The sequence below is a fragment of the Celerinatantimonas marina genome (genome assembly GCF_046054165.1).
Taxonomy (GTDB): Bacteria; Pseudomonadota; Gammaproteobacteria; order Enterobacterales; family Celerinatantimonadaceae; genus Celerinatantimonas.
Genome location: NZ_JBFNXK010000008.1, coordinates 1 through 22656, shown reverse-complemented (window position 1 = coordinate 22656; position 22656 = coordinate 1). Strand labels below are relative to the sequence as shown.

Genomic DNA, 22656 nt, shown 5'->3' with positions numbered 1-22656 from the left:
ATCGACCCAGCTGATCTTAGAAGTCGCTCGGTGTATACTCAGCGGCCTATGTTTTAAGTTTATCTGGGGAATTACTGTTGGGAATGCCGCAAATTATAGAGTTTATTCAGACCCATCTGTTACTTTGTGCGTTATGGGTCGTGTTACTCGCCGCTGTGATTTATAGCTTCATTGTGCCGTTGTTGTCTGGAGTCAAAGGAATTGCTTATCAGCAAGTGACTCAGCTGATCAATAAACGAGATGCGGTGATTGTAGATGTTCGCTCGGGGGATCAATACCGTAAAGGGCATATTGCCGGCTCGGTCAATTTGACTCAGTCCAAAGTGACGGTCGATGATTTAAAAGCCTATGAGAAATATCGGGAACAGCCGATTGTCGTAGCCTGTGAGCTAGGTAACAAAGCTTCTGTAGTTGCCAGAGTATTCTCTAAGGCTGGCTTTAAAGAAGTTTATTTTATGCAAGGTGGTATTAACGCTTGGAACAGTGCTAATCTACCTTTAGTAAAAAAATAACAACATAAAAGATAAGGGAACCAGATTCAGGTTCCTGTTGTATGCCTGGTTTTGGACCGGGTAAGTCGTTACACCATTAATAATAGGGTTTTTGATTATGGCTGACGCCGCAAATGAAAATAAGGAAGTTGAATTCGCTATTCAGCGTATTTATACCAAAGATATTTCTTTTGAAACTCCCAATTCACCCGCTGTTTTTCAGCAGGAATGGGCGCCAGAAGTAAAAGTCGATTTGGATAACAATGTCGAAGAGCTGGGTGAAAATGTGTATGAAGTTGTACTGACTTTGACTGTAACAGCCACTCATGACGATAAAACTGCTTTTTTATGTGAAGTAAAACAAGCAGGGATCTTTACGCTGGCTAATATGGAACCGGCTCAGTTAGCCCATGCGGTCAATGCTTATACACCTAATATTTTGTTCCCCTATGCCCGTGAAGTTGTGGCCAGCTTGGTCAACCGTGGTTCATTCCCTCAGTTAAATTTAGCCCCTGTGAATTTTGACGCTATGTTTGCAAATTATCTCGAACAAGCGGCTGCGGCAGAGGGTGAACAGAATATTCAACACTAATGCCTAATCGCATTCCTTTATGTGTGCTCGGTGCCGGCTCTTATGGGACGGCACTTGCTATTGCTGTGGCTCGTAATGGGCACCCTACCTTATTGTGGGGGCATGAGCCTGAGCACATGGCGCATTTGTCCCGTGATCGTTGTAATAGCGCTTTTTTACCGGGGATCCCGTTTCCGGAATCACTGCTGATTAGCGATGATTTAGCTGCAACTTTGCAACAAGCTGACGATGTTTTGATTGTTGTGCCTAGCTATGCCTTTGCGGATGTCCTCAGACACATCAAACCTCATTTGTCTGAGACGGCTCGGATTGTGTGGGCGACGAAAGGCCTTGAACCTAAAACTGGGCATTTGCTTTCAGATGTGGCGGCTGAAGTTTTAGGTCCGAGTCGAACGCTGGCCGTTATCTCCGGACCAACGTTTGCTGGAGAGCTGGCTAAAGGGTTGCCGACAGCGATCTCGGTTTCATCGGCTGATGAAACGTTTGTCAGTGATTTAGCCTCATTGTTGCACTGTGAGCGGAGTTTTCGAGTGTATACCAATCGCGATATGATTGGTGTTCAGCTGGGGGGCGCCGTTAAAAATGTGATTGCCATAGGTGCCGGGATTGCGGATGGTTTAGGCTTCGGTGCCAATGCCCGAACCGCGCTGATCACCCGCGGATTGCGGGAGATGATGCGCTTGGGGTTGGCTCTTGGAGCACTTCCTGAAACGTTTATGGGGATGGCTGGACTCGGCGATTTAGTGTTAACGTGTACCGATAATCAGTCTCGAAATCGTCGCTTTGGTTTAGCTTTGGGACAAGGGCAGTCTATTACAGAGGCTCAAGAGGCTATCGGTCAGGTTGTCGAAGGGTATCGAAATACTCAAGAAGTCTACCAGTTGGCTCAGCAATTCAGCATTGAAATGCCAATTATTGAGCAAGTCTATCAGGTGCTTTATCAGCATAAATCGGCATCGGCCGCGGCCACTGATTTGTTAGCCCGTTCGCAAAAAGATGAATAATTACGATGATAAACCTGCTGAAAATTAGTTTTAGGCAGGTTTATCATTGATGTCACGTCCTTAGTTTATCTGGACTCGGCCAGTGTAGTATTTGCAATGGCTTATTTCGTGAGTCTCTTTAGATAACGATAACGCTGGGGCTAATAATAGGAATGTTCACCTGATTGATGCTCGGTAATGTCCCGAACACCTTTGAGTTCATCCGGAAATGCTTCGAGCAGCTGTTTTTCTATTCCCTCTTTGAGGGTCACATCAACCATACTACAGCCATTACATCCACCGCCAAATTGCACGATGGCAATGCCGTCATCGGTTAATTCTAAGACCGTGACCCGGCCACCATGAGCGGCTAAATTGGGATTTACTTCACTTTCAATGAGATACTCGACACGATCAATCAAAGGCGCATCATCGGCTACTTTACGCATTTTGGCATTCGGTGCTTTGAGTGTCAGTTGAGAACCAATTTTATCTGTTACGAAATCAATTTCGGCGTCTTCTAAAAATGGTGCACTGGCTGCGTCAACGAGTGCTTTAAACCCTTCAAAAGGGAACTGAAGATCTTCCTCTTCGATACTGTCTGGCGGGCAGTAAGAGACACCACATTCCGCATGAGGCGTACCAGGGTTAATAACGAATACGCGAATATTTGTACCTTCAGGTTGCGCGCTTAATAACTTAACAAAATGCTGCTGCGCGGCGGTAGAAATGGATATCATAAAGTCGTCCTTACATACCTGACTAATTTAGTAGGTTTTATTATAAATTGAATAATCGTTCAAAAGCTAGGGGCTGTTGATCTTTCGTGATTATTTTTGTCGTTATCAAAATATAATTTTATCAGGAGCAACACGGTTATGCGCTTATAATATGAGACTATTGAACGAGTTAGATGGATATCAATGAGTTGGGGTGGTGCTATAGAGAATTTTCACTGGGATGATGATGGACCGGGGTTCGTGCTAGCACCCAACAATCCACTTTAGCAACGCCTGCTTGTTTGAGTTGCCGGGCTAGCTCGTTTAACGTCGCGCCCGTGGTCATCACATCATCGACTAAAGTTACCTGATCAGGTAATGATTGATTGGGGAGCAGTTGATAGCTGTTTTTGACAATGTGTTGGCGTTGTTTTCGGGATAAACCAATGAGATCGGCACTGGACTTGGGTTTAGAAAAAAGTGAGCGATAAGGGAGTCGGAACTGCTTAGCCAGTGCTCTGGCAAGTAGTTCGCTCTGGTTAAACCCACGTTGCCAGCGTTTTCGCCAATGCATGGGGACGGGACACAGGCATGCGCTATCAAGATCTGGGTGATAGCTGTAAAATAATTCAGCAAGCCCTTGGGCTAACTGAGTTTGCCGGCGATGTTTGAATTGTTGGACAAACTGTGCCAGAGGCCAGCGGTAATCATCAAAAGTAAATGTCTCGTCAAAGTAAGGTGCTTCATGCAAGCAGTGACCACATCGATCTCCGGATGCAATTGGCAGCGCACATTGTAAACAACGATGGGTATAGATGGGGGTTAATTGGGTCAGACATTCAGAGCACCAGTGGCTGTGTTGATCTAGTGATTGCTGGCATCCTAAGCAACGTTGAAGGTGATAAAACCAGTTTAGCCAAGACTGTTTTGTATATTCAAGAATCGCGACCATAGACCTATGAATGAACCAAGAGATGTAAATATGACACTGCATGTTGAACAGCGGGGATCCGGACCTAATCTGATTTTACTCCATGGCTGGGGAATGAACAGTGCCATTTGGGAGAGTGTTGCCAATCGCTTGGCTGAACGTTTTTCACTGTATTTAGTGGATTTGCCCGGGTATGGGTTGAGTCAGCCAGCAGAACTTATCACCTTTGATGAGACCTGTGAGCAGTTGAGTCGAATACTCCCTGAAGGGATATGGCTTGGATGGAGTATGGGGGGGTTATTGGCATTACAGATAGCTTTGCGCTGTCCTTCACAAGTTTCAAAATTAATTACGGTAGCCAGTACTGCTACGTTTGTAGAAAGAAAGCAATGGCCGGGAATTAAACCCGATGTCTTAGCTTTTTTTGCGCAGGGATTAACTCAGGATTATCGCAAAACCCTCGATCGTTTTTTAGCGATTCAGACGTTAGGTAGTCCCCGGGCAAAAGCAGATATCCAGCAGATCCGTCATCAATTACAACAAAGGCCAGAACCGGCTTTGACACATTTAAATCAAGGGATTGAGTGGTTAAAAACTATTGATTTAAGATCCGGACTATCAAGCCTTCAGGTCCCTTGGTTGCAGATTTTCGGTGCTCTGGATTCGTTGGTTCCCAAACAGGCGATGCCAGCGCATTTGCAATACCGAAATATTCAACAACAACTGATTGCAAAAGCATCCCATGCGCCGTTTATTTCCCATCCACGAGAATTTGTCGAAAGTATAGAAAATTTTCTTTTCAGTTGATTAAAAACTGGTCACTTGGCTATAATAGAGTTGATGAACTGAAAGCATGGAGGTTGCGATGGAGATTCAACGAGCTGATATCTCTGGGGTGCAAATGGTTCGCCATGCTGATGAACAGGTGACTCAAAGTAGTCAGCAGCTTGCCGATGTGGCTAGTAAAAAACCATCTCAGCCTGGTGATCAACGAGTGACTGATGCGATGCTGGGGTTGAAGCAGGGCGAACTTTATGCTCGTTCCGGAGCGAAGGTGATCCAGACTCATAACCAGATGGTAGGTAGTTTACTCGATATTCAAGCCTAGATTATGAATATCAATGTAACACTTCCCAATATTGTCCCGTTGGCGGTGAATCCGCCGACGGAAGACGCTCGTCGTGATAATATTCAACGTCCGCAGATTATTCCCCCGAAAGAAATGGCTGCTAATCCCAGTGGCGCTCAGGTTGGGGGACATGGCGATCAGGCTCGCACCGCTTCCCATAAGCTGGCTACTCCTACCGCTTCACATTCAACGCAGAAACAACATCCTCGTATTGAAGAAAAAACTCAGCAGCAGGAAGAGCATTCATTTTCAGGAAAAGAACAGCAGGAACAGCAAGGGGATCCGAACGACAATCGTCGATTGCCATTGAGTAATGTGAGTTTAGATGCGCTTTTAGCCCGCGCTAAATCCAGCCAGCTGCGCGATCGCGATTATTATCATCGAGCTCCACCGGGAGCGCCCAGTTCCCCCGAAGAAGTTAAAGCCATGCGCTTTCGTAATCAGGTGATTGCCCATCGCTACCAGTCTTCCTATCAGTTGCCGGCTCAGCCAGGACTCTCGGTTACTATTTAATCGGAATTGTATCTTAAGCATTGACTTTCCTGTAGCTGTAACGTTTAGCATCATGCTCAGTCAAACTATTTTGTATGGAACTGGATGCATCACAAACGGGTACTGATAATCCTATGTCTGCTGAGTCTCTTCTTTGGATGGGCTCATGCCAGCGTTCCTATGCATCTGGTTTCTTCATCAATTGATGCCGGGTGTGCGATTGTCACTCCGGTGGACCATAGTCCTGAGAGTGTGGATTCCGAATCAAATCACTGTGCGCTTTGTTTCACGTTTATCGCTCCCATCCATATTCAAAATCCCGCCGTGTATGGTCAAATGCTGCAACAGCCGATATCTGCCAAAGTTTACCTTTCTCGGACCGTCGGTCCGCTTGAACCGATCCCGATCCTTGTCGCTGCTACAACCTATTGATATTGCGAATATTGTTTGAACTTACAATTTAGGATAAGAGGATTAATGATGAAAAAATTCGCTTTAGCACTACTCGCATTGGGATTATCCGGGCAAGTTTTGGCCGCTGAAACGATCGAATTACATCGTTCTGAAAACTGCGGCTGTTGCTTACGTTGGTCGGCAATGATGCAAAAACAAGGCTATAGCGTCGTCGATCATGTTGAAACTGATATGCGAAGCATTAAAGAGCAGGCGAAAATACCGCAACAAGTTCGTTCCTGTCATACTGCCCAACTGAAGGGGTATGTGTTTGAGGGCCATGTTCCGGTGATGGATATGCGGTCGCTGCTTAAAGCGGCCCCGAAAGATGTGATTGGATTAGCTGTGGCCGGTATGCCGAAACAGGCCCCAGGGATGGGGGATCCGGCGAAGCCAGCCGAAAATATTGATGTAATGGCAATCCATCAAGATGGATCCCTATCGTTATATCACCATTACTCGGATTAGCTGATCTTAGTGATAAAAGCTCCAGGCGTTGTGTCTGGAGCTTTGTGTTCTAATGAGTTCCCTTGGGACGTTTCGGTCAATGGAGGGGTACGACAGGGGCCGTTAGATAATCATTGATTTGATGTAGACTTATTTAAAAGCAAATTTGTCCATATCATCGGAATTAAATTTTGATATGAAGGAATGTATTTATTATATGTGATTTTTTTACATAGAAATTATTTAATATGAATATAAAAAAATCTTATTAATATTATCAATCTAATCGAATTAGTTTTTAAATGAAGTCATTATTAAATTAAATTGTTTTTTTAATATATTCAATGAATCTATTCAGTAGACGATAAAATAAAGATCTGCTCGGTGAGGATTTTAGATGTATAAAATTAGTTGTCCATGCTAAATAAAATATAACTAAAAATGTAATCTATATTTGAATTTTATAAGATGTAAGAAAATAACGATAGCTTTTTTCTCTATTGACAAAAAATGAATGTAGCTAGATACTCATTTATAGTTTAAGGAATTATTTTTTAGGAGGTTTTATAAATCATCAATGCGATGAATTTATTTAAGATGTCTTGATGTTATATTGGATCGTCGCTCTAAAGTCGAAATGCTGATGTAATCTCCATTTGTTGTTGTACCTATGTGTGGAAATGCCGTTTTGGCTATTTATTATATCCAGTTTCCTGCTGGAATATATGGCTTGTTCAAGCTACATGCGATGTCAGTGTTACTTCATATTCATTAATTTTATTTCAATGACGTTTGATCATTCTGGTCATCACTAACTGATTTAATTATTCAGGGAGATAGTCAGATTTATAATAAAGGAGTATGGCATTATGTCGAGTCGAAATTCTAATGGAGATAATTTGTGGAATATGAATTTTATTTCACTCATTGTAACCAATGGGATATTTTTTTCTGGATTTCATTTATTGCTACCGGTTCTTCCATTGTATGTTTCGAAAATGGGAGGGACGCCAACACAAGTGGGTCTCGTTGCGGGGATCTTTGTTTTTTCAGCAATTATTATTCGATTGTGTACGGATATCGGTAAAAAATATCTAGGGACGACGAAGTGCTTATTCCTAGGGATTATTATTTCTTTCTTGTGTGCATTCAGTTATATGATATTTGGTAGTGTCAATGGATTATTAATGATTAGGGTTGTACATGGTGTTGGTTTTGGTATTGCCACAACTTTTTATGCGACGTTAGCAGCGGTCATTATTCCTAATTCCAAAAAAGGCGAAGGTATGGGATTTTTTGGTTTAGGAACAACTGTCGCCATGGCGGTTGCTCCTGCACTAGGGTTATGGCTGGCACTGGATTATAGCTATTCTTACGTTTTTTGGGTTGCGGTGGCTTGTCAGGTAATCGCGTTAGTCTGGACTTATTTTTGTCATTTCGAACGGACTAAAAATTTAAATGTATCACGTAGAAAATCACATATATCCATCTTTGATCAATTTGCAGTGAAAGGCGCTCGGTTACCCGCTTTGTTGACACTACTATTCGGGATTGGGTATGGCAGTGTTCTGAATTTCATTTCTATTTTTGCAAATATAAATCATATTCAGCATCCAGGATATTTCTTTTTGATATCAACTGTATGTGTGTGTATTGCTCGAGTTTTTTCTGGCCGCATTTATGATCGAAATGGTCCCTCTAGTATTATTATTCCCGGGATCCTTTTATTCTTAGTATCCTTCTTTTTATTGGCGCATATTACCAGTGAAATCTGGTTTATCGTTTGTTCGATTTTGTACGGCTTTGGTCTTGGAACCTTATTCCCGGGATTACAGACTCAGATCCTGACCCGAGTGTCTATGGATAAAAGTAGTGCCGCAAGTGCGACATTTTATAATATGCTAGATATTGGTAATGGCTGCGGTGCAATTTTATTTGGAATGATTGCGGTGAAAACGGGCTATGCCGCATTATATTCACTATCTGGTTGGTTGATGGTGCTGATGTTAGCTTTTTATATTATGGGAATGATCCATCAGAAACGGCGTCCGATCCAGCTTTCGGAGGAACCGTTGGTATCAGAAGAAGTTCAGCCTGCTAAACCATTGACTGAAAACACCGCTAGCGTGTCCTAATTTATGCATTTAAGCGTAGGGGAGCGGATCGCTCCCCTTTGAGTCAGTGAATGACTATCTGGATTTCTTGAATTCAGCTTTAGCGAAGGCTTCGGCAAAAGCGTTATTTGGAGCGGCCGTTTGGGCGCTTCGAGAGGCTTTCGGTTTCACTGTAGATGATGAACGAGAGTTTCCTGTGGCTGTTTGGGGTTGTTTGGCGGTTTGCTGCGCAGATTCATCCATTCGCATAGTTAGTGCAATTCGTTTTCGCTCTAAATCGATTTCGAGGACTTTCACGGTGACGACATCACCGGTTTTAACAACTTCTCGGGGATCTTTGACAAAACGATCAGCCAACGATGAGATATGCACTAAACCGTCCTGATGCACGCCGATATCCACAAAAGCACCGAAGTGGGTCACATTTGTGACGGTGCCTTCCAAACGCATATCGACTTTGAGATCGGTAAGCGTTTCAACCCCTTCTTTGAATTGAGCGGTTTTGAATTCAGGGCGAGGATCTCGTCCCGGTTTTTCCAGTTCTTTTAAAACATCGGAAATGGTGGGTAATCCATATTGAGAATCGACATAATCAGCAGCATTGAACTGGTGTAGAAGCGTCGCGTTGCTCATCACCTGCTCAATGGAATATGAGGTATTTTTTAGAATTTTTTGAACCAATGGATAGGATTCCGGATGCACGGCACTGGCATCCAGAGGATTGTTCCCCCCCCGGATCCGCAAAAATCCAGCGGATTGTTCGAAGGCTTTGGCTCCAAGACGCGGAACTTTGGTTAAGGTTTTACGATCCGGGAACGGTCCGTTTTCATTGCGATACAGCACGATATTTTGTGCGAGTGTTTTAGAGAGTCCGGAGACATGCTCCAAGAGCGCCGGAGATGCCGTATTCACATCGACGCCTACGGCATTCACACAGTCCTCGACGACATTGGCTAATTCTTTGGAGAGTTCCGCCTGATTGACGTCGTGCTGATATTGACCCACACCAATCGATTTGGGATCAATTTTCACCAACTCTGCCAATGGATCTTGTAGTCTCCGGCCAATGGATACGGCTCCCCGTAGCGAAACGTCCAGATCTGGAAATTCATGGGCGGCTAATTCCGATGCGGAATAGACCGACGCTCCGGCTTCACTGACCACGACTCGCTGTAGGGTGAGTTCTGGATGCTGTTTTTCCAAATCAGCGACCAGCCGGTCGGTTTCCCGTGAGGCGGTGCCATTTCCGATACTCACCAACGATACCTGATGAGTTTTGCAATGGCGGGCTAGGGTTGCAATCGATTGATCCCATTGATTCCTGGGAGGATGAGGATAAACCGTATCCGTGGCTAACAGTTTGCCGGTGCCGTCAATCACCGCCACTTTGACTCCGGTGCGGATCCCCGGATCCAGCGCCAGTGTGATCCGGTGTCCGGCTGGTGCGGCCATGAGTAGATCTTTTAAATTGTCGGCAAAGACATGAATTGCCTCCGATTCAGCATGTTCCCGCAATTGGTTGAGAAGCTCATTCTCTAGAGAAAGGCTCAATTTGACCCGCCAGGTCCATTGCACGACCGATTGCAGCCATGGATCGGCTGGACGATTTAGATTTTGGATTTGTTGATGTTGGGCAATGACCACTTGGGCTGGATGAAGGATTGCATCGGGTTCACCCCATTGCAAGGCCAATTGAAGGATGCCGTCATTACGGCCACGAAGCATCGCCAGTGCCCGATGTGACGGAACCTCTCGTAAGGGTTCCTGATAATCAAAATAATCCCGGAATTTTTGTCCGGCTTGCTGCTGACCATCAATAACTTTTGAGGTTAACAGGGCTTGTTCCTGGAGTTGGCTTCGTAGATCGGCGAGTAACTGGGCATTTTCAGCAAATTGTTCCATTAAAATCGCCCGGGCACCGTCCAGAACTGTTTTGGTATCGGCGAATCCGGCATCTGGATTGAGATAATCTTGCGCGCATTGTTCCGGATCCAGTTGTGGATTTTCAAGTAATTGCTGGGCTAAAGGTTCAATACCTGCTTCTCTGGCAATTTGGCCCTTGGTTCGACGTTTGGGACGATAGGGCAGATATAAATCTTCCAGAGCAGTTTTACTGTCGGCGGACATAATTTGTTGACGTAGGGACTCATTGAGTTTGCCCTGTTCTTCAATGCTATGCAAAATCGTGTCACGGCGCTGGTGAAGTTCTCGCAAATAGCTCAGCCGGCTATCGAGCGTTCGCAGTTGGGTATCATCCAGCCCACCGGTAACTTCTTTTCGATAACGGGCGATAAAGGGAACGGTGGCACCTTCATCCAGTAATCCGATGGCTGCCTGAACCTGTGGCGAAGCGACACCTAGTTCAGACGCTATTTGTTGGTCGATCGTTAAGCTCATTGAACGTATCTCTGATGTAATTGTTATGAAAGCCTCTGGGCTTGCATTGATTTGGGTTAGGTTAAACTCCGGTTAGAAGAGATCAGTAAACATCTATGGTATGTGCGTGTCTGGTTTGTTTCATACATGAAGCCACGGCCAGACGCGCTCATCACTGCTTAATGCACTATTAAACCGGTATAGAGTCACTTGTTGGAGGATTGTAGCGGGCTTTGGGCACAGGAGCAAAGCAGATGCTCCGGGCTGGATCTGATATTTGAGATCTACTGAACGCGCCTTAACGCTGTGGTGCTAAGGCGCGATGGGAAAAACGTTGGGATGAGCGTTAAAAAATTATTCATCGCTATCCGAAGGGGGCTCAACACCTAGCAGACGCATGAGTTCCAAAGCGCTGTCAGGGATCGGTTGATTTTTATCTTTGCTTAAATCGTCATCCGTCGGTAATGGCTGACCGGTATAGGCATGCAAAAAAGCTTCGCATAGCAATTCGCTATTGGTTGCATGGCGCAAATTATTCACCTGACGTCGAGTCCGTTCATCAGTTAATATTTTTAATACTTTCAAAGGGATCGAAACAGTAATTTTCTTAACCTGTTCGTTTTTTTTGCCGTGTTCAGCGTAAGGGCTGATCCACTCGCCATTCCATTCAGTTGCCATAAGCTAAATAATGTGACTAATCTTGAGGACATTGTACCCAGTCTTACTATAGATGACAATCTGTACGGCAGGAGCTTTAGACGTCTAGAAGTGTTGACGTCTTTATTGCTAAATAGTAAGCTACCACGAGCATACTAGAGTCAGCGAGAGTATTCATGAGCAAACGTCAGATCAACACCATTGCCGTGCGTAACGGTATCGAAACCGACACCGCATATGGTTCTGTGGTCCCCCCTATTTATTTGTCGACCAACTACAGTTTTCCTACATTTAATCAGAAAGGGCCTTTTGATTATAGTCGTAGTAATAACCCGACCCGTAGTGTATTGGCGCAGGCTATGGCTGAACTGGAAGATGGAGTCGGTGCGGTGATTACGAATACCGGGATGTCCGCCGTGCATTTGGTTTGCTCCTTATTAAATCCAGGAGATATTCTGGTTGCCCCTCATGATTGTTATGGTGGGAGTTATCGGTTATTTAAATCATTGGCAGCTCGTGGGTTGTTTGAGGTGATTTTCCTGGATCAAAATGATGGGCAGGCTTTAGAGCAGGCGCTAGCTCGTTCACCTAAATTGGTCTGGATTGAAACACCGAGTAATCCGTTATTGCGATTGGTTGATATCGAAGCCGTGTGCCAGAAATCACATTCCAATGGAGCCTTGGTGGCCGTTGATAATACATTTTTATCTCCCGCACTACAGCAGCCGTTGGCGCTGGGGGCTGACATCGTTGTGCATTCTACGACTAAATATATTAATGGTCATTCTGATGTTGTGGCTGGAGCGGTGGTAGCCAAGACTCAAGTCTTGTATGAGCATTTGACTTGGTGGGCGAACTGTCAGGGACAAACAGGTTCGGCATTTGATAGTTATTTGGTGCTTCGCGGGCTTCGAACTTTGGGTCCCAGAATGCGAACACATCAGGAAAATGCCCAGCAAATTGTCGCATTTTTAGATCAGCATCCCTTGATTAAACAGGTCTATTATCCGGGGTTAGAATCTCATCCCCAACATCAACTTGCGAAACGGCAACAACGTGGATTCGGAGCTATGTTTAGTTTTGAGATCGATTTGGATGAGCAGGGTATGGCTGCCTTTTTAGACCAATTGCAGTTATTTTGTCTGGCTGAATCGCTGGGTGGGGTCGAAAGTTTAATTGCTCATCCGGCCAAGATGACTCATGCCGGGATGTCGGAGGCCGATCAGTTAGAAGCTGGCATTACCCCTCAGTTGTTACGCGTATCGGTGGGGCTGGAAGATGCCAGAGATTTAATTGCAGATCTTGAGCAGGCTTTAGCCTCGGTAGGGAAATAATATGAGCGAGCAGGCTCGTCACGTTCATAAATTTGGGGGCAGCAGTTTGGCGGATGCCAGTTGTTTCCGGCGTGTCACTCAGATTATTGAGCGCTATTCGGTGGCTGGTGATCTGATAGTGGTTTCGGCGGCAGGGAAAACCACGAATCGGTTGCTCGAGTTGTTAGATTTAGCGAGCAATGCCGATCCGGCCGCGGTCGATGTTTTAGAATCGCTGCTAAGCTACCAGTTGGAGTTGGTTTCTCAGTTATTAAATGAAGAACTCGCAGCTAAGTTAACGGCGGCGTTGCAACAGGACCAAATTCAAATCACGCATTACCTAGAACAGCAGTTAGATCGCTGGACATGTAATGAGATCCTCTCTTTTGGGGAACGCTGGTCCGCTCGACTCTTAAGTGCATTGCTCCAACAGCAACACCTGTTGGCGGATTGGATTGATTCTCGTGATTTTTTACGAGCCCCAGATGGGGCTCAGCCCCAAGTCGATTTTGCCTGTAGTCAGCCGCTTTTGCAGCAGTTATTGGCAGCGTATCCGGCCGATGCCCGGTTAGTCATCACCGGTTTTATTGCCCGGGAGCCCGGTGGGCATACGATTACATTAGGGCGCAATGGCAGTGATTACTCAGCGACAGAGCTCGCAGCGTTGTCGGATGCGGCGGCCACGACGATCTGGAGTGATGTGGCGGGGATCTACAGTGCGGATCCGCGAAAAGTGCGTAGCGCTAAATTATTAACCAAGTTGTCCCATGCAGAGGCGAGTGAACTCTCCCGAATCGGCGCCTCGGTGTTACATGCTCGCTCTCTTGAACCGTTGTCTCGTTCGAAACAGCGGCTCATGTTGCGATGTAGTTATACCCCTGATGATGGGATGACTCAGATTGTCCGTCAGCGTTGTGAGGGTCCCGGTGCCCGTATTGTTTCTGCTTTAGATAATGTGTACCTCATTGACATTGATTTTGATGGCCAAGAAACGGTTCTGAATCAGCTGTTATGTTATCTCGATGAGCAGCAGTTAAAACCGCTGACCTGGCAGCAACGCCGTGATTGCGACACAATTCGTCTGGCTTATACCGCCGAGCTTTATCCGCAGGCTCTACAGTCGATTGAACAATGGGCTGCGCCACGGCAATGCCCGGTTCAGGGACAGGGTGGATTTTGTTTGCTGGCGCTGGTCGGACGTGGGGTGAGTGAACATGCGGAACATAGTAGTCAGTTTTACCGATTATTAGCTCGCCAACCTATCAGTTTTATTCAACACGGGCCGGCTCATTTAAGCCTGATTGCCGTATTGCCCCAGATCACTCTAGATCCATTGGTTAAGGAGTTACATCAGGCTCTGTTTGATGCTCCTCGGCAGATTGGGGTGGTGGTTTTTGGCAAAGGTAATATTGGATCGTTATGGTTATCGCTGTTTGCGCGGGAACGCTCTGAACTGGAGCAACGGTTTCATCAGCGGTTGATTTTAGCGGGACTCTTTGGCCGAACCGGCGGCATGCTCAATATGCAAGGGCTTGATCCGGTCAGTATTTTGGATCATTTTACACCGCATCCTTTGATTTGGCAGGAGTTATTGGATCAATTACGGCATCATCCTTTTGATGAGTTAGTGGTAGTGGATATGACAGCCAGTGAAACTGTCAGCCGTTACTATCCGCAGTTGGCTCGACATGGGATCCATGTGATTACTGCCAATAAATATGCTGGTTCCGCTGAGTTGTCTTTTTATCAGCAGACCTGTCAGCTCTTTCATGAATATGGTGGGCACTGGCTCTATAACGCTACCGTTGGGGCGGGGTTACCGGTTCAGTCCAGTATCCAGATGCTCCGCGATTCCGGAGATAAAATTCGCGAAATCAGTGGGATTTTCTCAGGAACGTTAAGCTGGTTGTTTCAGCAGTACGATGGACGAAAACCATTTTCGCAGTTGCTGCATGAAGCCTGGCAACAAGGGTTAACCGAACCGGATCCGCGAGAAGATCTGTCCGGACAGGATGTACAGCGTAAGTTATTGATTCTGGCGCGTGAAGCTGGATTTGCCCTGGAACAGCAGCAGATCGAGCTGCAATCACTGATTCCGGAGTCGCTGGCTGAATTACCGCTGGATGAGTTTTGGCAACGAAGCTCGGAGCTAGATGCCCCGATGCTGCAGCAACTGGAGCAGGCATCTCATAGCCATCAATTTATTCGTTATTTAGCGCGTTTTAATGAACAGGGACAGGCCCAGATTGGGTTGATTGCACTGGATGCAGAACATCCTTTTGTCCATTTACGCCCCTGTGATAATGTGTTCGCGATTACTTCGGATTGGTATCAGAGTAATCCGTTAGTGATTCAGGGGCCGGGAGCGGGTCGAGAAGTGACAGCCGGTGCTATTCAAAGCGATTTGGTACAATTGTGTCAGCGTCTGGTCTAAATGAGTGTTCCTAATACCCGATCACTGAGACTATTGCCAACGTCGACACGCATCACCCCAAAAGCGTATCAGCTACGGGTATAAAATTGTCCGGCTTGCCAGTTGCTGATAGCGTGCTCGGAAGCTTCAAACAGTGGCTTTGGGAGTTGATTGATTTCAAACCAGCGCCACTGTTCACAGCGGTGGGGTTCGCGTAAACAGGGCGTCTGAGCAACTGGATCGCAGGTTAAAATCGCAGAGACAAAATGGATCCCTTCGTGCTGATAGGTCTGCAGGTTATTGGTTAGTCCGATGACCTGCACATGTTCTATGGTTAAACCTGTTTCTTCCTGTACTTCCCGCATTGCTGTTTGTTCAAAGCTCTCGCCGAGTTCGACCTTCCCTCCCGGAAGCGCCCAAAAAGGCGCATGGGTATTGCAGCGTTTACCGAGGAGTAATTTCCCTTCCTGATTGAGAATAATGACTCCGACGCCTACTTGTGGTGTTGGCATGTTGTTTTTATCCTGTTATAAATCACCGCCTTTAGCATATCCCTTTGAGCCTCATTCGGGTGGGTTGCGAAGTGGCGGTGCCTGTATGAAAACGCCCCCACCTTTGTGATTATGACTTGTGTGGCGTGAGCCAGACCCCAACTTCAGCGTGATCAGTATAAGGAAATTGATCAAAGATGGCCCAGCGTGTTATTTGATGCGTTTGACTGAGCTGCTGCAAATTGGCATGTAGTGTCTGAGGGTTACAGGAAATATACAGAATATGGGTATAGTCCTGAACCATATTTAAGGTGTCCTGATCTAATCCCGATCGGGGCGGATCGACAAAAATCGTATCACATTGGTAATCACTGAGGTTGACCTGAGCATTGCTCAGACGTTGAAAAGGGCGGCCATGCATCGCTTCGGTGAATTCTTCCGCTGACATTCGCAAAATTTTCACATTTTCGATCTGGTTGACGGCGATATTATATTGGGCTGAATCGACCGACGGTTTGGCGATTTCGGTAGCTAGAACTTTACGGAAGTTACGCGCTAAGGCCAGTGAAAAATTGCCATTCCCGCAATAAAGTTCGAGTAGATCACCGTGTTGTGCGGCGGTGACCTGAAGTGCCCAAGCCAGCATTTTTTCATTGATACCGGCATTAGGCTGCGTGAAGCTGTTTTCCACCTGTTTATATTGCAGTGTTTGGTTATCGACGTGGAGATGTTCGACGACAAAATCCTGATCAAGTAGAATTTTTTGCTTGCGAGCGCGTCCGATTAGATGAATATCGAAGTTTTCACGGAGTTGGTTGCGAAGCTGAGTCGCTTGTTGTAACCAAGCTTCATCAAGGTGTTTATGATAAAGCAGGCTGATAATTGCTTGGCCACTTTGGGTGGAGAGGTAGTCGATTTGAAATAGCTTATGACGTAAGACTGGGTTGTGTCGCAGTTGTTCCAGTAGTAATGGCATCAAGGTGTTGATCAACAGGCTTGCCGGTGGAAACTGATCCACACGGATTTTATGCTTGGTTTGTGGATCAAACATAATGTGATAGAGATCCTCCCCCTCATGCCAGACCCGGAACTCCGCTCGCATTCGATAATGTTCGGATTGCGATGCAAAGACTTCTGGTGGTTGGGGGGTTAAATCTGCAAATTGCTGACGGATCCGTTCAACCTTCGTACTCAGAAGGGACTGATACTGTTCTGGAGAGTATGCTATTTCGGCCATGATCGTTCTTTTGGTTGATGCGCTTCTGGCGCGTCATTTTAGGTAAGCCTGATTTTAATACAAGGAGTAATTATAAGATGCATTTGAAAGTTATTTAATAAACTGCGTATAATCGCGCCTCCGTGGTGATGGCCGAGGCCATTGAAAAGGGAATCTGGTGTAAATCCAGAGCTGTCGCGCAGCGGTAACGATGAATCAGGAGTGGCAAACCACTGCATCTGGTGAGATGTGGGAAGGTGCTCTTGAGGCCGAAAGGCTATCTCGAAGTCCGAAGACCTGCCCGGAGACAACAACAGCTAACGCGTTATTTAGTGGGATCTATTATGAAAAAGCAATGGAGCTGTGTGCTGTTTAGTCTGGTTGTACTAAATAGTTATGCTCAAGAAGGGAGTAAGTCTACTCCGACAATGTTAGTGACAGCCAGTCGTATGGCTGAATCAACCGAAAAAGTCCTTTCTGCTTATACCGTCGTAACATCGGAAGATATTGAACGGATGCAGGCTTCCAGTATTTTAGATGTGCTTTCGATGCAACCGGGTGTCAATATTCGAACCAGTGGTGGGCGGGGCACAACTTCCTATACTTCCATTCGGGGGGATAGTAGCAGTCATACGTTGGTATTGGTCGATGGCGTTCGGGCGATGAGTGCTACCGCAGGTGGTTCCTCGATTAGCTTTTTACCGGTCAGTATGGTGGAGCGGATTGAAATTATTCGTGGGCCGAGAGCTGTGCAGTATGGTGCAGATGCAATGGCTGGCGTGATCAATATCATCACTAAACCTGAGCCGGGGGAAGAGCAACTGCGGCTGAAAGCGGGAATGGGGAACCGAGGATATGGACAGGGCAGTGTTCGTTATGTCCATCAAATCAATCAGGCGATGCAACTGCAAGCCAGCGTGAACGAAGAGCGTTCAGATGGCTATAACTTTAAACCGACCAGTACCTTAGATCACGATTATGGATATGACACTCAGCAAGCATTGGTGGGCGGATCTTATCAGATTAATCCGAAGCTACAATTGCATGGGAAAGCGATTCTGAACCGAGGGCACTCTGAATATAATATTGCCGGATTTTTAGGGTCACCCGATTCAGTCGCTAAAACGGATTTGTTTCAACAGTTCTATGTGTTGGGCGGCGATTACCAAAATGACACGTATCATAGCGATTTAAATGTCAGTTATGGGATTGATGATAGTCGCGATCATGCGTATCACACTCGTTATGTGACGCAGAGATATGCTTTGAACTGGATTAACCGCTGGCAGTTCAGGCCACACTGGCAGCTCAGTGGTGGAATTGATGGACGTAACGATGATGTGGGACGTTCAAGTCAGAGTTATGATGAAACTCGCCGTTATAATGTTGCGGTATTTAGCCAGCTGGGCTTTGATAATGGCGATTATCTGGCTAATGTCAGTGTCCGTCAGGATCATAATCAGCGCTATGGGAATGATACGACTTTCGGAGCTGCCGCGGGCTGGAATTATCTCCCTCATCAACAAGTTAAACTGAGTTATGCGACGGCATTTAAAGCCCCTAACTTTAATGATCTGTATTATCCGGGTTTTTCGAATCCAAAGTTAGATCCTGAGCACTCCAATACGTTGGAGTTAGGGTTTATCGGAAATAACGCTTGGTTTAATTATGAAGTGAATCTTTATCAAAGTTGGTATCGTGATTTGGTGAGTTCACCGGCACCGACTTATATTCCAAGCAATGTCTCCAAAGCTCGAATATCGGGTAGTGAATTCATTTTGAGTGGAAATACGGGGCCGATCCAGCAAAAGCTCAGCTATGTGTATCAATACGGCGAAGATGAAAATACCCATCGGCAATTACGTTATGTACCTCAGCATAGCGTGAAATGGCAGATGGACTGGGATCTTGCCCATTGGCATCTGCATTCGGGACTCAAATGGATCGCAAAACAGTATGCTGACGTTAGCAATAGTGTGCAGATGCCGAGTTATATGACATTGAATTTGGCTGTGGGGTACCAAATTACTTCGCGCTTTAAAGTTAATGCCAGTGCTCATAACGTATTGGATCGTCATTATGATTCACAGTCTACTTATCGGGCTCCGGGGATCGATACTCGACTCAATGCAACCTACGATTTTTAAAGAATTGAACTGATTGCCACTCTTCATCCCTGGATCCTTGCTTGATCCAGGGGTTGATTCTCTCTTGCTGTTTCGTCATTATTGCGCCCGAATTTAGTCTGAATAATTATTTTTTGTCATTTTTATGCACAAAATAAATAATTTTTAAAGTAAATGAGGGTGAATTGTGAGAAGTATTTTGAGGATATCAGACATTATTGCACTCGGTTTTATGCTTTTCGCATTTTTCCTAGGAGCTGGCAATATTATTTTCCCACCTTTGGCGGGACAACTTGCCGGTTCACATTATGTTTGGGCTATGAGTGGTTTTCTGGTGACTGCCGTAGGGTTGCCATTAGCGGGTATTCTCGCGATTGCCGTGGCGGGCGGTTCCTGGGAAAAGTTGAGTCGAGATCTGCCCATACACATTGCAACCTTATTTGCTGTTCTTATGTATATCATCATCGGTCCCGCCTTTGCCGTGCCCCGCACCGGGCTGGTGGCATTTGAAATGGCTGTGAAACCATTGCTGGGTCAAACGTATCAGAATGGAACGCTGCCACTTGCTGTTTTTTCCATCATATTTTTTGCGGTTGCCGTTTTCTTTGCTTGGTCTCAGGGGAAATTGATCGATCTTATCGGTAAAGTGCTAACGCCGGCGTTATTTATCGGATTAATTATTTTAGCTGTGACCGTATTCTTACACCCCTTAGGGATACCTCGGGTTGCATCAGGTGGATACCAACATCACCCATTATCGGCCGGGTTTTTAGATGGTTACAATACGATGGATACTTTCGGTTCGTTGATTTTTGGAATGTTGCTGATCGATACATTGCGCAGCAAAGGCATTGATGAGCTTAGAAGTTGTGCAAAATATTTAGTATGGGCGGCTGGTATTGCAGCAGTGGGATTGGCATTTGTCTATGTATCCCTTTTTTATTTAGGTGCGACCAGTGCTTCGGTTGCTTTACATGTTGATAATGGAGGCACCATTCTGAGCCTGTATACTCAGCAACTATTTGGGCATTATGGACAATTGGTGTTATCTGGCATTGTATTACTGGCATGTTTGACTACGGCTATCGGCTTAATTTCAGCCTGTTCTGAATATTTTGCTCGATTGATCGGAGGGGGTTACCGGTACTGGATTATTTGTTTAGGATGCCTTTGCGCTTTAGTGACGAACATTGGTTTATCGAAATTAATCGAATTGTCAAAACCGGTGTTATATATGCTATATCCGGTTGCGATTGTGTTAGTTGCTCTGGTTTTTATTCGCTCTAAATTGGCTGATCCAAAACGAGATTACCGATATATTCTGACGACCACATTTGTTTTTGCACTCATTGATACCCTTAATTCCTTAAATATTGATATACATTGGCTTGATTTTTTACCTGGTTTCTCGCTTGGAATGAGCTGGCTTTGGCCCTCTTTTGTAATGCTGATTGTATGTCTTCTGATGGGAAAGTTGCAGCGGTATCGTCGTCGTATGCAAACCACTTCCGTGGAACATTAAGGCGTGTTGACCTTTTCCTTGGTTGAATGTTATTGCACTCTGTTTATTTAACTGATTAGGCGGCAATATCACGTTAAAATAGAGTGCTTCGAGTAAATTTCAATCAACAGAGATAAATAGGTTTAAGGCTAAATTTTTGAATGAGCCGTTAAACGCTGTAGAGCTTTATTATTTTTAATCGGAATATGGATCCGACGAGGTTGTATTTAAAATAAATGGGGCCGATTAATCCATTTCATGGCCTTTCTACTTCATCTATCACTGTCTTGAGCTCATGTCTGAGTGAATGGCTTTTTACTTGGCCTGAATAAACCGATAGGCGTAAACTTCAATGCATCTGATTTTCTATTGATTAAAAGCGTTCATGTTTCCGCATATTGTTGTTTTTGATTCTGGGGTGGGAGGCTTATCTATTGTGCAATCATTGGATCAAAGTCTCGGGCCTTATCAACTAACTTATCTATTTGACAATGAGTTTTTCCCTTATGGTGAATTATCCCGGGAGCAACTTATTTTGAGGGTAACCCATTTATTGATCCCCTTATGCCAGCGATTAAATCCTGATTTATTAGTGATTGCATGTAATACCGCATCAACAGCGGTATTGGATAGTCTGCGCTCTCAGTTAACGATCCCCGTTGTTGGGGTTGTTCCTGCGATAAAACCGGCCGCGCAGTTGACTAAAATAGGAACTATCGGATTATTAGCGACGCCGGCAACGATTCATCGAACTTATACGGATGCTTTGATCCAAAAATTTGCGGCACATGTGCAGGTATTAAAATTAGGTTCAAGCCAATTGGTACGCATGGCCGAACAGTCACTCACGGGGGAAAGTATCAACTTAGCTGATATAGAAACCATATTGCAGCCTTGGCTTGAACGGAGTATTGCTCCGGATGTGATTGTTTTAGGATGCACTCATTTTCCACTGATTCGGGAGCCGTTATCCCAGGTGCTAGGATCGGCGGTTTTAATTGATTCAGGCGAAGCGGTAGCTCGGCGAATACAGTTTTTATTGAAGTCGCTACATCGACATTATCAATCTAATTCAATAGCTGCATCGCGAATAGCATTCTATACGAAAAAAAATGCCCACAGTGAATCACTGCAGGCATTTTTCATAAAGCTAAACTTTACTCAGTTTAATCCATATCCTGAAGTTCTTTTCGATCATTCGCAGGACGAACCTTTAGTGTCCGTTGCTGGAACTCAAACTCATTAAGAGCATCTTGTGCTGCTTGAGCGCCTTTTTCGCTCATTTCAACAAATCCAAAGCCGCGACGTTTACCCGTATGTTTATCTTTTAATAAACGTACGGAGACCACATGGCCATATTGACCGAATAATTCCCGAACGGCTGTTTCATTAGCACGATAAGGAAGATTCCCTACATATAAGGTTTGAGTCGGTCCATTTTCTACGACCGTGGAAGTAGATTGATTGGGGTGAGGAAGAGATGTTTTAGTAAAAGCAACTACAAAACCAGTAATAACACTACCAATACTAATTGCTAATGGTGCGGATAAATTAGTTTTGAGTGCAGCCGTAATAATTGCTAAAACAATTGCGCATGCAATTGTGACAATAATAGATAAAGATAAAGGTGTTTTCATAATCAACCGTTAAATAATAGAAGAGTCCATTTCATATTAATGTGTTATTCCACAGAAAATATCTTAACCAGCAATTCGCTAATATTCCAATTGTTTCATAAATGCTAGCTAATAGTTGAAATGTAGCACAGATTTGATGATTGTTTTGTCTCAGAGCCAACGCTTTAGCATAAATATGTGGGTATATCTGTGTATAACCTGCTGTGGAGGTGTGGATAATAAAAATATGTGATTTTCTTCAAAAAAGTTCTTGCGCTTGTCCGGCAAATCCCTATAATGCACCACCACTGACACGGCACACCAGCCAAACGCTGCTGTAAAGGTCAGTTAAAACAATAAGTTAACAATTCATTTGAATTTACTTATTGTGAAGTCCTCCTTAATAAAAGGTTGACTTCAAATAAAGGTTCGCTATAATGCGCGCCTCGCTTCGAAAGAAGCAACGTTCTTTAACAAGATATCAAGCAATCTGTGTGGGCACTCGCAGAGATGATTTGCAAAAATTTTAAATCATCAATTCTGCAGTGACTAACACTGTCAATAACAGAATTCGATGAGCATGATTTGAATTGAAG

General features: G+C 45.0%; 21 protein-coding genes and 1 riboswitch. Of the genes, 14 read left to right on the top strand and 7 right to left on the bottom strand.

Going from position 1 to position 22656, the window contains the following annotated elements; translation table 11 throughout:
- Positions 1-83 precede the first annotated feature (83 nt).
- From ABUE20_RS10340 to gpsA, 3 genes are all read left to right on the top strand, one after another.
- The gene (locus ABUE20_RS10340; protein WP_408619841.1) at positions 84-512 is read left to right on the top strand and encodes a rhodanese-like domain-containing protein; all 429 of its coding nucleotides are present in this window, start codon (positions 84-86) and stop codon (positions 510-512) included.
- 97 nt (positions 513-609) lie between these two features.
- Positions 610-1083 carry a protein-export chaperone SecB gene (gene secB / locus ABUE20_RS10335; RefSeq protein WP_408619840.1) on the top strand — a complete coding sequence of 158 codons (474 nt, stop codon included), beginning with the start codon at positions 610-612 and terminating at the stop codon, positions 1081-1083.
- The gene (gpsA, locus tag ABUE20_RS10330) at positions 1083-2087 is read left to right on the top strand and encodes an NAD(P)H-dependent glycerol-3-phosphate dehydrogenase (protein ID WP_408619839.1); all 1005 of its coding nucleotides are present in this window, start codon (positions 1083-1085) and stop codon (positions 2085-2087) included. The genes secB and gpsA overlap by 1 nt, the downstream gene beginning before the upstream one ends.
- 140 nt (positions 2088-2227) lie before the next feature.
- On the opposite strand, the gene nfuA is transcribed toward gpsA, so the two are convergent.
- Together nfuA and ABUE20_RS10320 are read right to left on the bottom strand one after the other, a co-directional pair.
- Positions 2228-2806, bottom strand: a complete 579-nt coding sequence (nfuA, locus tag ABUE20_RS10325; protein ID WP_408619838.1) for a Fe-S biogenesis protein NfuA — start codon at positions 2804-2806, stop codon at positions 2228-2230.
- A 199-nt stretch (positions 2807-3005) separates the two neighbouring features.
- Positions 3006-3737 carry a ComFC family protein gene (locus tag ABUE20_RS10320; protein WP_408619837.1) on the bottom strand — a complete coding sequence of 244 codons (732 nt, stop codon included), beginning with the start codon at positions 3735-3737 and terminating at the stop codon, positions 3006-3008.
- 30 nt (positions 3738-3767) lie between these two features.
- Between ABUE20_RS10320 and bioH the strand changes: the two genes are divergently transcribed.
- The 6 genes from bioH (at position 3768) to ABUE20_RS10290 (ending at position 8372) form a co-directional block, all read left to right on the top strand.
- Positions 3768-4523 (top strand): pimeloyl-ACP methyl ester esterase BioH, encoded by a 756-nt coding sequence (gene bioH / locus ABUE20_RS10315; RefSeq protein WP_408619836.1) that lies wholly within the window; start codon positions 3768-3770, stop codon positions 4521-4523.
- A gap of 58 nt (positions 4524-4581) precedes the next feature.
- The gene (locus tag ABUE20_RS10310; RefSeq protein ID WP_408619835.1) at positions 4582-4824 is read left to right on the top strand and encodes a flagellar biosynthesis protein FlgE; all 243 of its coding nucleotides are present in this window, start codon (positions 4582-4584) and stop codon (positions 4822-4824) included.
- Positions 4825-4827: 3 nt separating this feature from the next.
- Entirely contained in the window at positions 4828-5358 is a 531-nt protein-coding gene (locus ABUE20_RS10305; RefSeq protein ID WP_408619834.1) for a hypothetical protein, read from the top strand.
- 84 nt (positions 5359-5442) lie between these two features.
- Positions 5443-5769 carry a hypothetical protein gene (locus tag ABUE20_RS10300; protein ID WP_408619833.1) on the top strand — a complete coding sequence of 109 codons (327 nt, stop codon included), beginning with the start codon at positions 5443-5445 and terminating at the stop codon, positions 5767-5769.
- Positions 5770-5814: 45 nt separating this feature from the next.
- On the top strand, positions 5815-6258 hold the full coding sequence (locus ABUE20_RS10295) for a DUF411 domain-containing protein (protein WP_408619832.1): 444 nt from the start codon (positions 5815-5817) through the stop codon (positions 6256-6258).
- Between the two features lie 848 nt (positions 6259-7106).
- Positions 7107-8372 (top strand): MFS transporter, encoded by a 1266-nt coding sequence (locus ABUE20_RS10290; RefSeq protein ID WP_408619831.1) that lies wholly within the window; start codon positions 7107-7109, stop codon positions 8370-8372.
- A 54-nt stretch (positions 8373-8426) separates the two neighbouring features.
- Here the strand turns inward: ABUE20_RS10290 and ABUE20_RS10285 are convergent, their stop codons facing one another.
- The gene (locus ABUE20_RS10285; RefSeq protein ID WP_408619830.1) at positions 8427-10748 is read right to left on the bottom strand and encodes a Tex family protein; all 2322 of its coding nucleotides are present in this window, start codon (positions 10746-10748) and stop codon (positions 8427-8429) included.
- A 333-nt stretch (positions 10749-11081) separates the two neighbouring features.
- Positions 11082-11405, bottom strand: a complete 324-nt coding sequence (gene metJ / locus ABUE20_RS10280) for a met regulon transcriptional regulator MetJ (RefSeq protein WP_408619829.1) — start codon at positions 11403-11405, stop codon at positions 11082-11084.
- Between the two features lie 155 nt (positions 11406-11560).
- On the opposite strand from metJ, the gene metB reads away from it, so the two are divergent.
- Positions 11561-12718 carry a cystathionine gamma-synthase gene (gene metB, locus ABUE20_RS10275; protein WP_408619828.1) on the top strand — a complete coding sequence of 386 codons (1158 nt, stop codon included), beginning with the start codon at positions 11561-11563 and terminating at the stop codon, positions 12716-12718.
- A 1-nt stretch (position 12719) separates the two neighbouring features.
- Positions 12720-15131 carry a bifunctional aspartate kinase/homoserine dehydrogenase II gene (metL, locus tag ABUE20_RS10270; protein ID WP_408619827.1) on the top strand — a complete coding sequence of 804 codons (2412 nt, stop codon included), beginning with the start codon at positions 12720-12722 and terminating at the stop codon, positions 15129-15131.
- Between the two features lie 68 nt (positions 15132-15199).
- On the opposite strand, the gene ABUE20_RS10265 is transcribed toward metL, so the two are convergent.
- Together ABUE20_RS10265 and trmA are read right to left on the bottom strand one after the other, a co-directional pair.
- A complete protein-coding gene (locus ABUE20_RS10265; RefSeq protein WP_408619826.1) occupies positions 15200-15622 on the bottom strand; it encodes a nucleotide triphosphate diphosphatase NUDT15 in 423 nt (140 codons plus the stop codon).
- 109 nt (positions 15623-15731) lie between these two features.
- Complete coding sequence (gene trmA / locus ABUE20_RS10260; RefSeq protein WP_408619825.1) at positions 15732-16838, bottom strand: tRNA (uridine(54)-C5)-methyltransferase TrmA; 1107 nt, start codon at positions 16836-16838, stop codon at positions 15732-15734.
- 105 nt (positions 16839-16943) lie between these two features.
- Positions 16944-17136, top strand: a riboswitch (cobalamin riboswitch).
- 25 nt (positions 17137-17161) lie between these two features.
- Here trmA and ABUE20_RS10255 point away from each other — a divergent pair.
- From ABUE20_RS10255 to murI, 3 genes are all read left to right on the top strand, one after another.
- On the top strand, positions 17162-18964 hold the full coding sequence (locus ABUE20_RS10255; protein ID WP_408619824.1) for a TonB-dependent receptor domain-containing protein: 1803 nt from the start codon (positions 17162-17164) through the stop codon (positions 18962-18964).
- Positions 18965-19130: 166 nt separating this feature from the next.
- Positions 19131-20465, top strand: a complete 1335-nt coding sequence (gene brnQ / locus ABUE20_RS10250; protein WP_408619823.1) for a branched-chain amino acid transport system II carrier protein — start codon at positions 19131-19133, stop codon at positions 20463-20465.
- A 364-nt stretch (positions 20466-20829) separates the two neighbouring features.
- Positions 20830-21690, top strand: a complete 861-nt coding sequence (murI, locus tag ABUE20_RS10245) for a glutamate racemase (protein ID WP_408619822.1) — start codon at positions 20830-20832, stop codon at positions 21688-21690.
- Here murI and ABUE20_RS10240 read toward each other — a convergent pair.
- Positions 21611-22081, bottom strand: coding sequence for an RNA recognition motif domain-containing protein (locus tag ABUE20_RS10240; protein ID WP_408619821.1), 471 nt, complete (start codon positions 22079-22081; stop codon positions 21611-21613). The two genes, murI and ABUE20_RS10240, sit on opposite strands and share 80 nt — an antisense overlap.
- Between the last annotated feature and the right edge of the window lie 575 nt (positions 22082-22656).

What these genes read in the sequence shown, in the direction of transcription:
- ABUE20_RS10340 (WP_408619841.1), top strand. Translation starts at nt 84, where the DNA reads ATGCCGCAAATTATAGAGTTTATTCAGACCCATCTGTTACTTTGTGCG.
- secB (WP_408619840.1), top strand. Translation starts at nt 610, where the DNA reads ATGGCTGACGCCGCAAATGAAAATAAGGAAGTTGAATTCGCTATTCAG.
- gpsA (WP_408619839.1), top strand. Translation starts at nt 1,083, where the DNA reads ATGCCTAATCGCATTCCTTTATGTGTGCTCGGTGCCGGCTCTTATGGG.
- nfuA (WP_408619838.1), bottom strand. Translation starts at nt 2,806, where the DNA reads ATGATATCCATTTCTACCGCCGCGCAGCAGCATTTTGTTAAGTTATTA.
- ABUE20_RS10320 (WP_408619837.1), bottom strand. Translation starts at nt 3,737, where the DNA reads ATGGTCGCGATTCTTGAATATACAAAACAGTCTTGGCTAAACTGGTTT.
- bioH (WP_408619836.1), top strand. Translation starts at nt 3,768, where the DNA reads ATGACACTGCATGTTGAACAGCGGGGATCCGGACCTAATCTGATTTTA.
- ABUE20_RS10310 (WP_408619835.1), top strand. Translation starts at nt 4,582, where the DNA reads ATGGAGATTCAACGAGCTGATATCTCTGGGGTGCAAATGGTTCGCCAT.
- ABUE20_RS10305 (WP_408619834.1), top strand. Translation starts at nt 4,828, where the DNA reads ATGAATATCAATGTAACACTTCCCAATATTGTCCCGTTGGCGGTGAAT.
- ABUE20_RS10300 (WP_408619833.1), top strand. Translation starts at nt 5,443, where the DNA reads ATGCATCACAAACGGGTACTGATAATCCTATGTCTGCTGAGTCTCTTC.
- ABUE20_RS10295 (WP_408619832.1), top strand. Translation starts at nt 5,815, where the DNA reads ATGATGAAAAAATTCGCTTTAGCACTACTCGCATTGGGATTATCCGGG.
- ABUE20_RS10290 (WP_408619831.1), top strand. Translation starts at nt 7,107, where the DNA reads ATGTCGAGTCGAAATTCTAATGGAGATAATTTGTGGAATATGAATTTT.
- ABUE20_RS10285 (WP_408619830.1), bottom strand. Translation starts at nt 10,748, where the DNA reads ATGAGCTTAACGATCGACCAACAAATAGCGTCTGAACTAGGTGTCGCT.
- metJ (WP_408619829.1), bottom strand. Translation starts at nt 11,405, where the DNA reads ATGGCAACTGAATGGAATGGCGAGTGGATCAGCCCTTACGCTGAACAC.
- metB (WP_408619828.1), top strand. Translation starts at nt 11,561, where the DNA reads ATGAGCAAACGTCAGATCAACACCATTGCCGTGCGTAACGGTATCGAA.
- metL (WP_408619827.1), top strand. Translation starts at nt 12,720, where the DNA reads ATGAGCGAGCAGGCTCGTCACGTTCATAAATTTGGGGGCAGCAGTTTG.
- ABUE20_RS10265 (WP_408619826.1), bottom strand. Translation starts at nt 15,622, where the DNA reads ATGCCAACACCACAAGTAGGCGTCGGAGTCATTATTCTCAATCAGGAA.
- trmA (WP_408619825.1), bottom strand. Translation starts at nt 16,838, where the DNA reads ATGGCCGAAATAGCATACTCTCCAGAACAGTATCAGTCCCTTCTGAGT.
- ABUE20_RS10255 (WP_408619824.1), top strand. Translation starts at nt 17,162, where the DNA reads ATGAAAAAGCAATGGAGCTGTGTGCTGTTTAGTCTGGTTGTACTAAAT.
- murI (WP_408619822.1), top strand. Translation starts at nt 20,830, where the DNA reads ATGTTTCCGCATATTGTTGTTTTTGATTCTGGGGTGGGAGGCTTATCT.
- ABUE20_RS10240 (WP_408619821.1), bottom strand. Translation starts at nt 22,081, where the DNA reads ATGAAAACACCTTTATCTTTATCTATTATTGTCACAATTGCATGCGCA.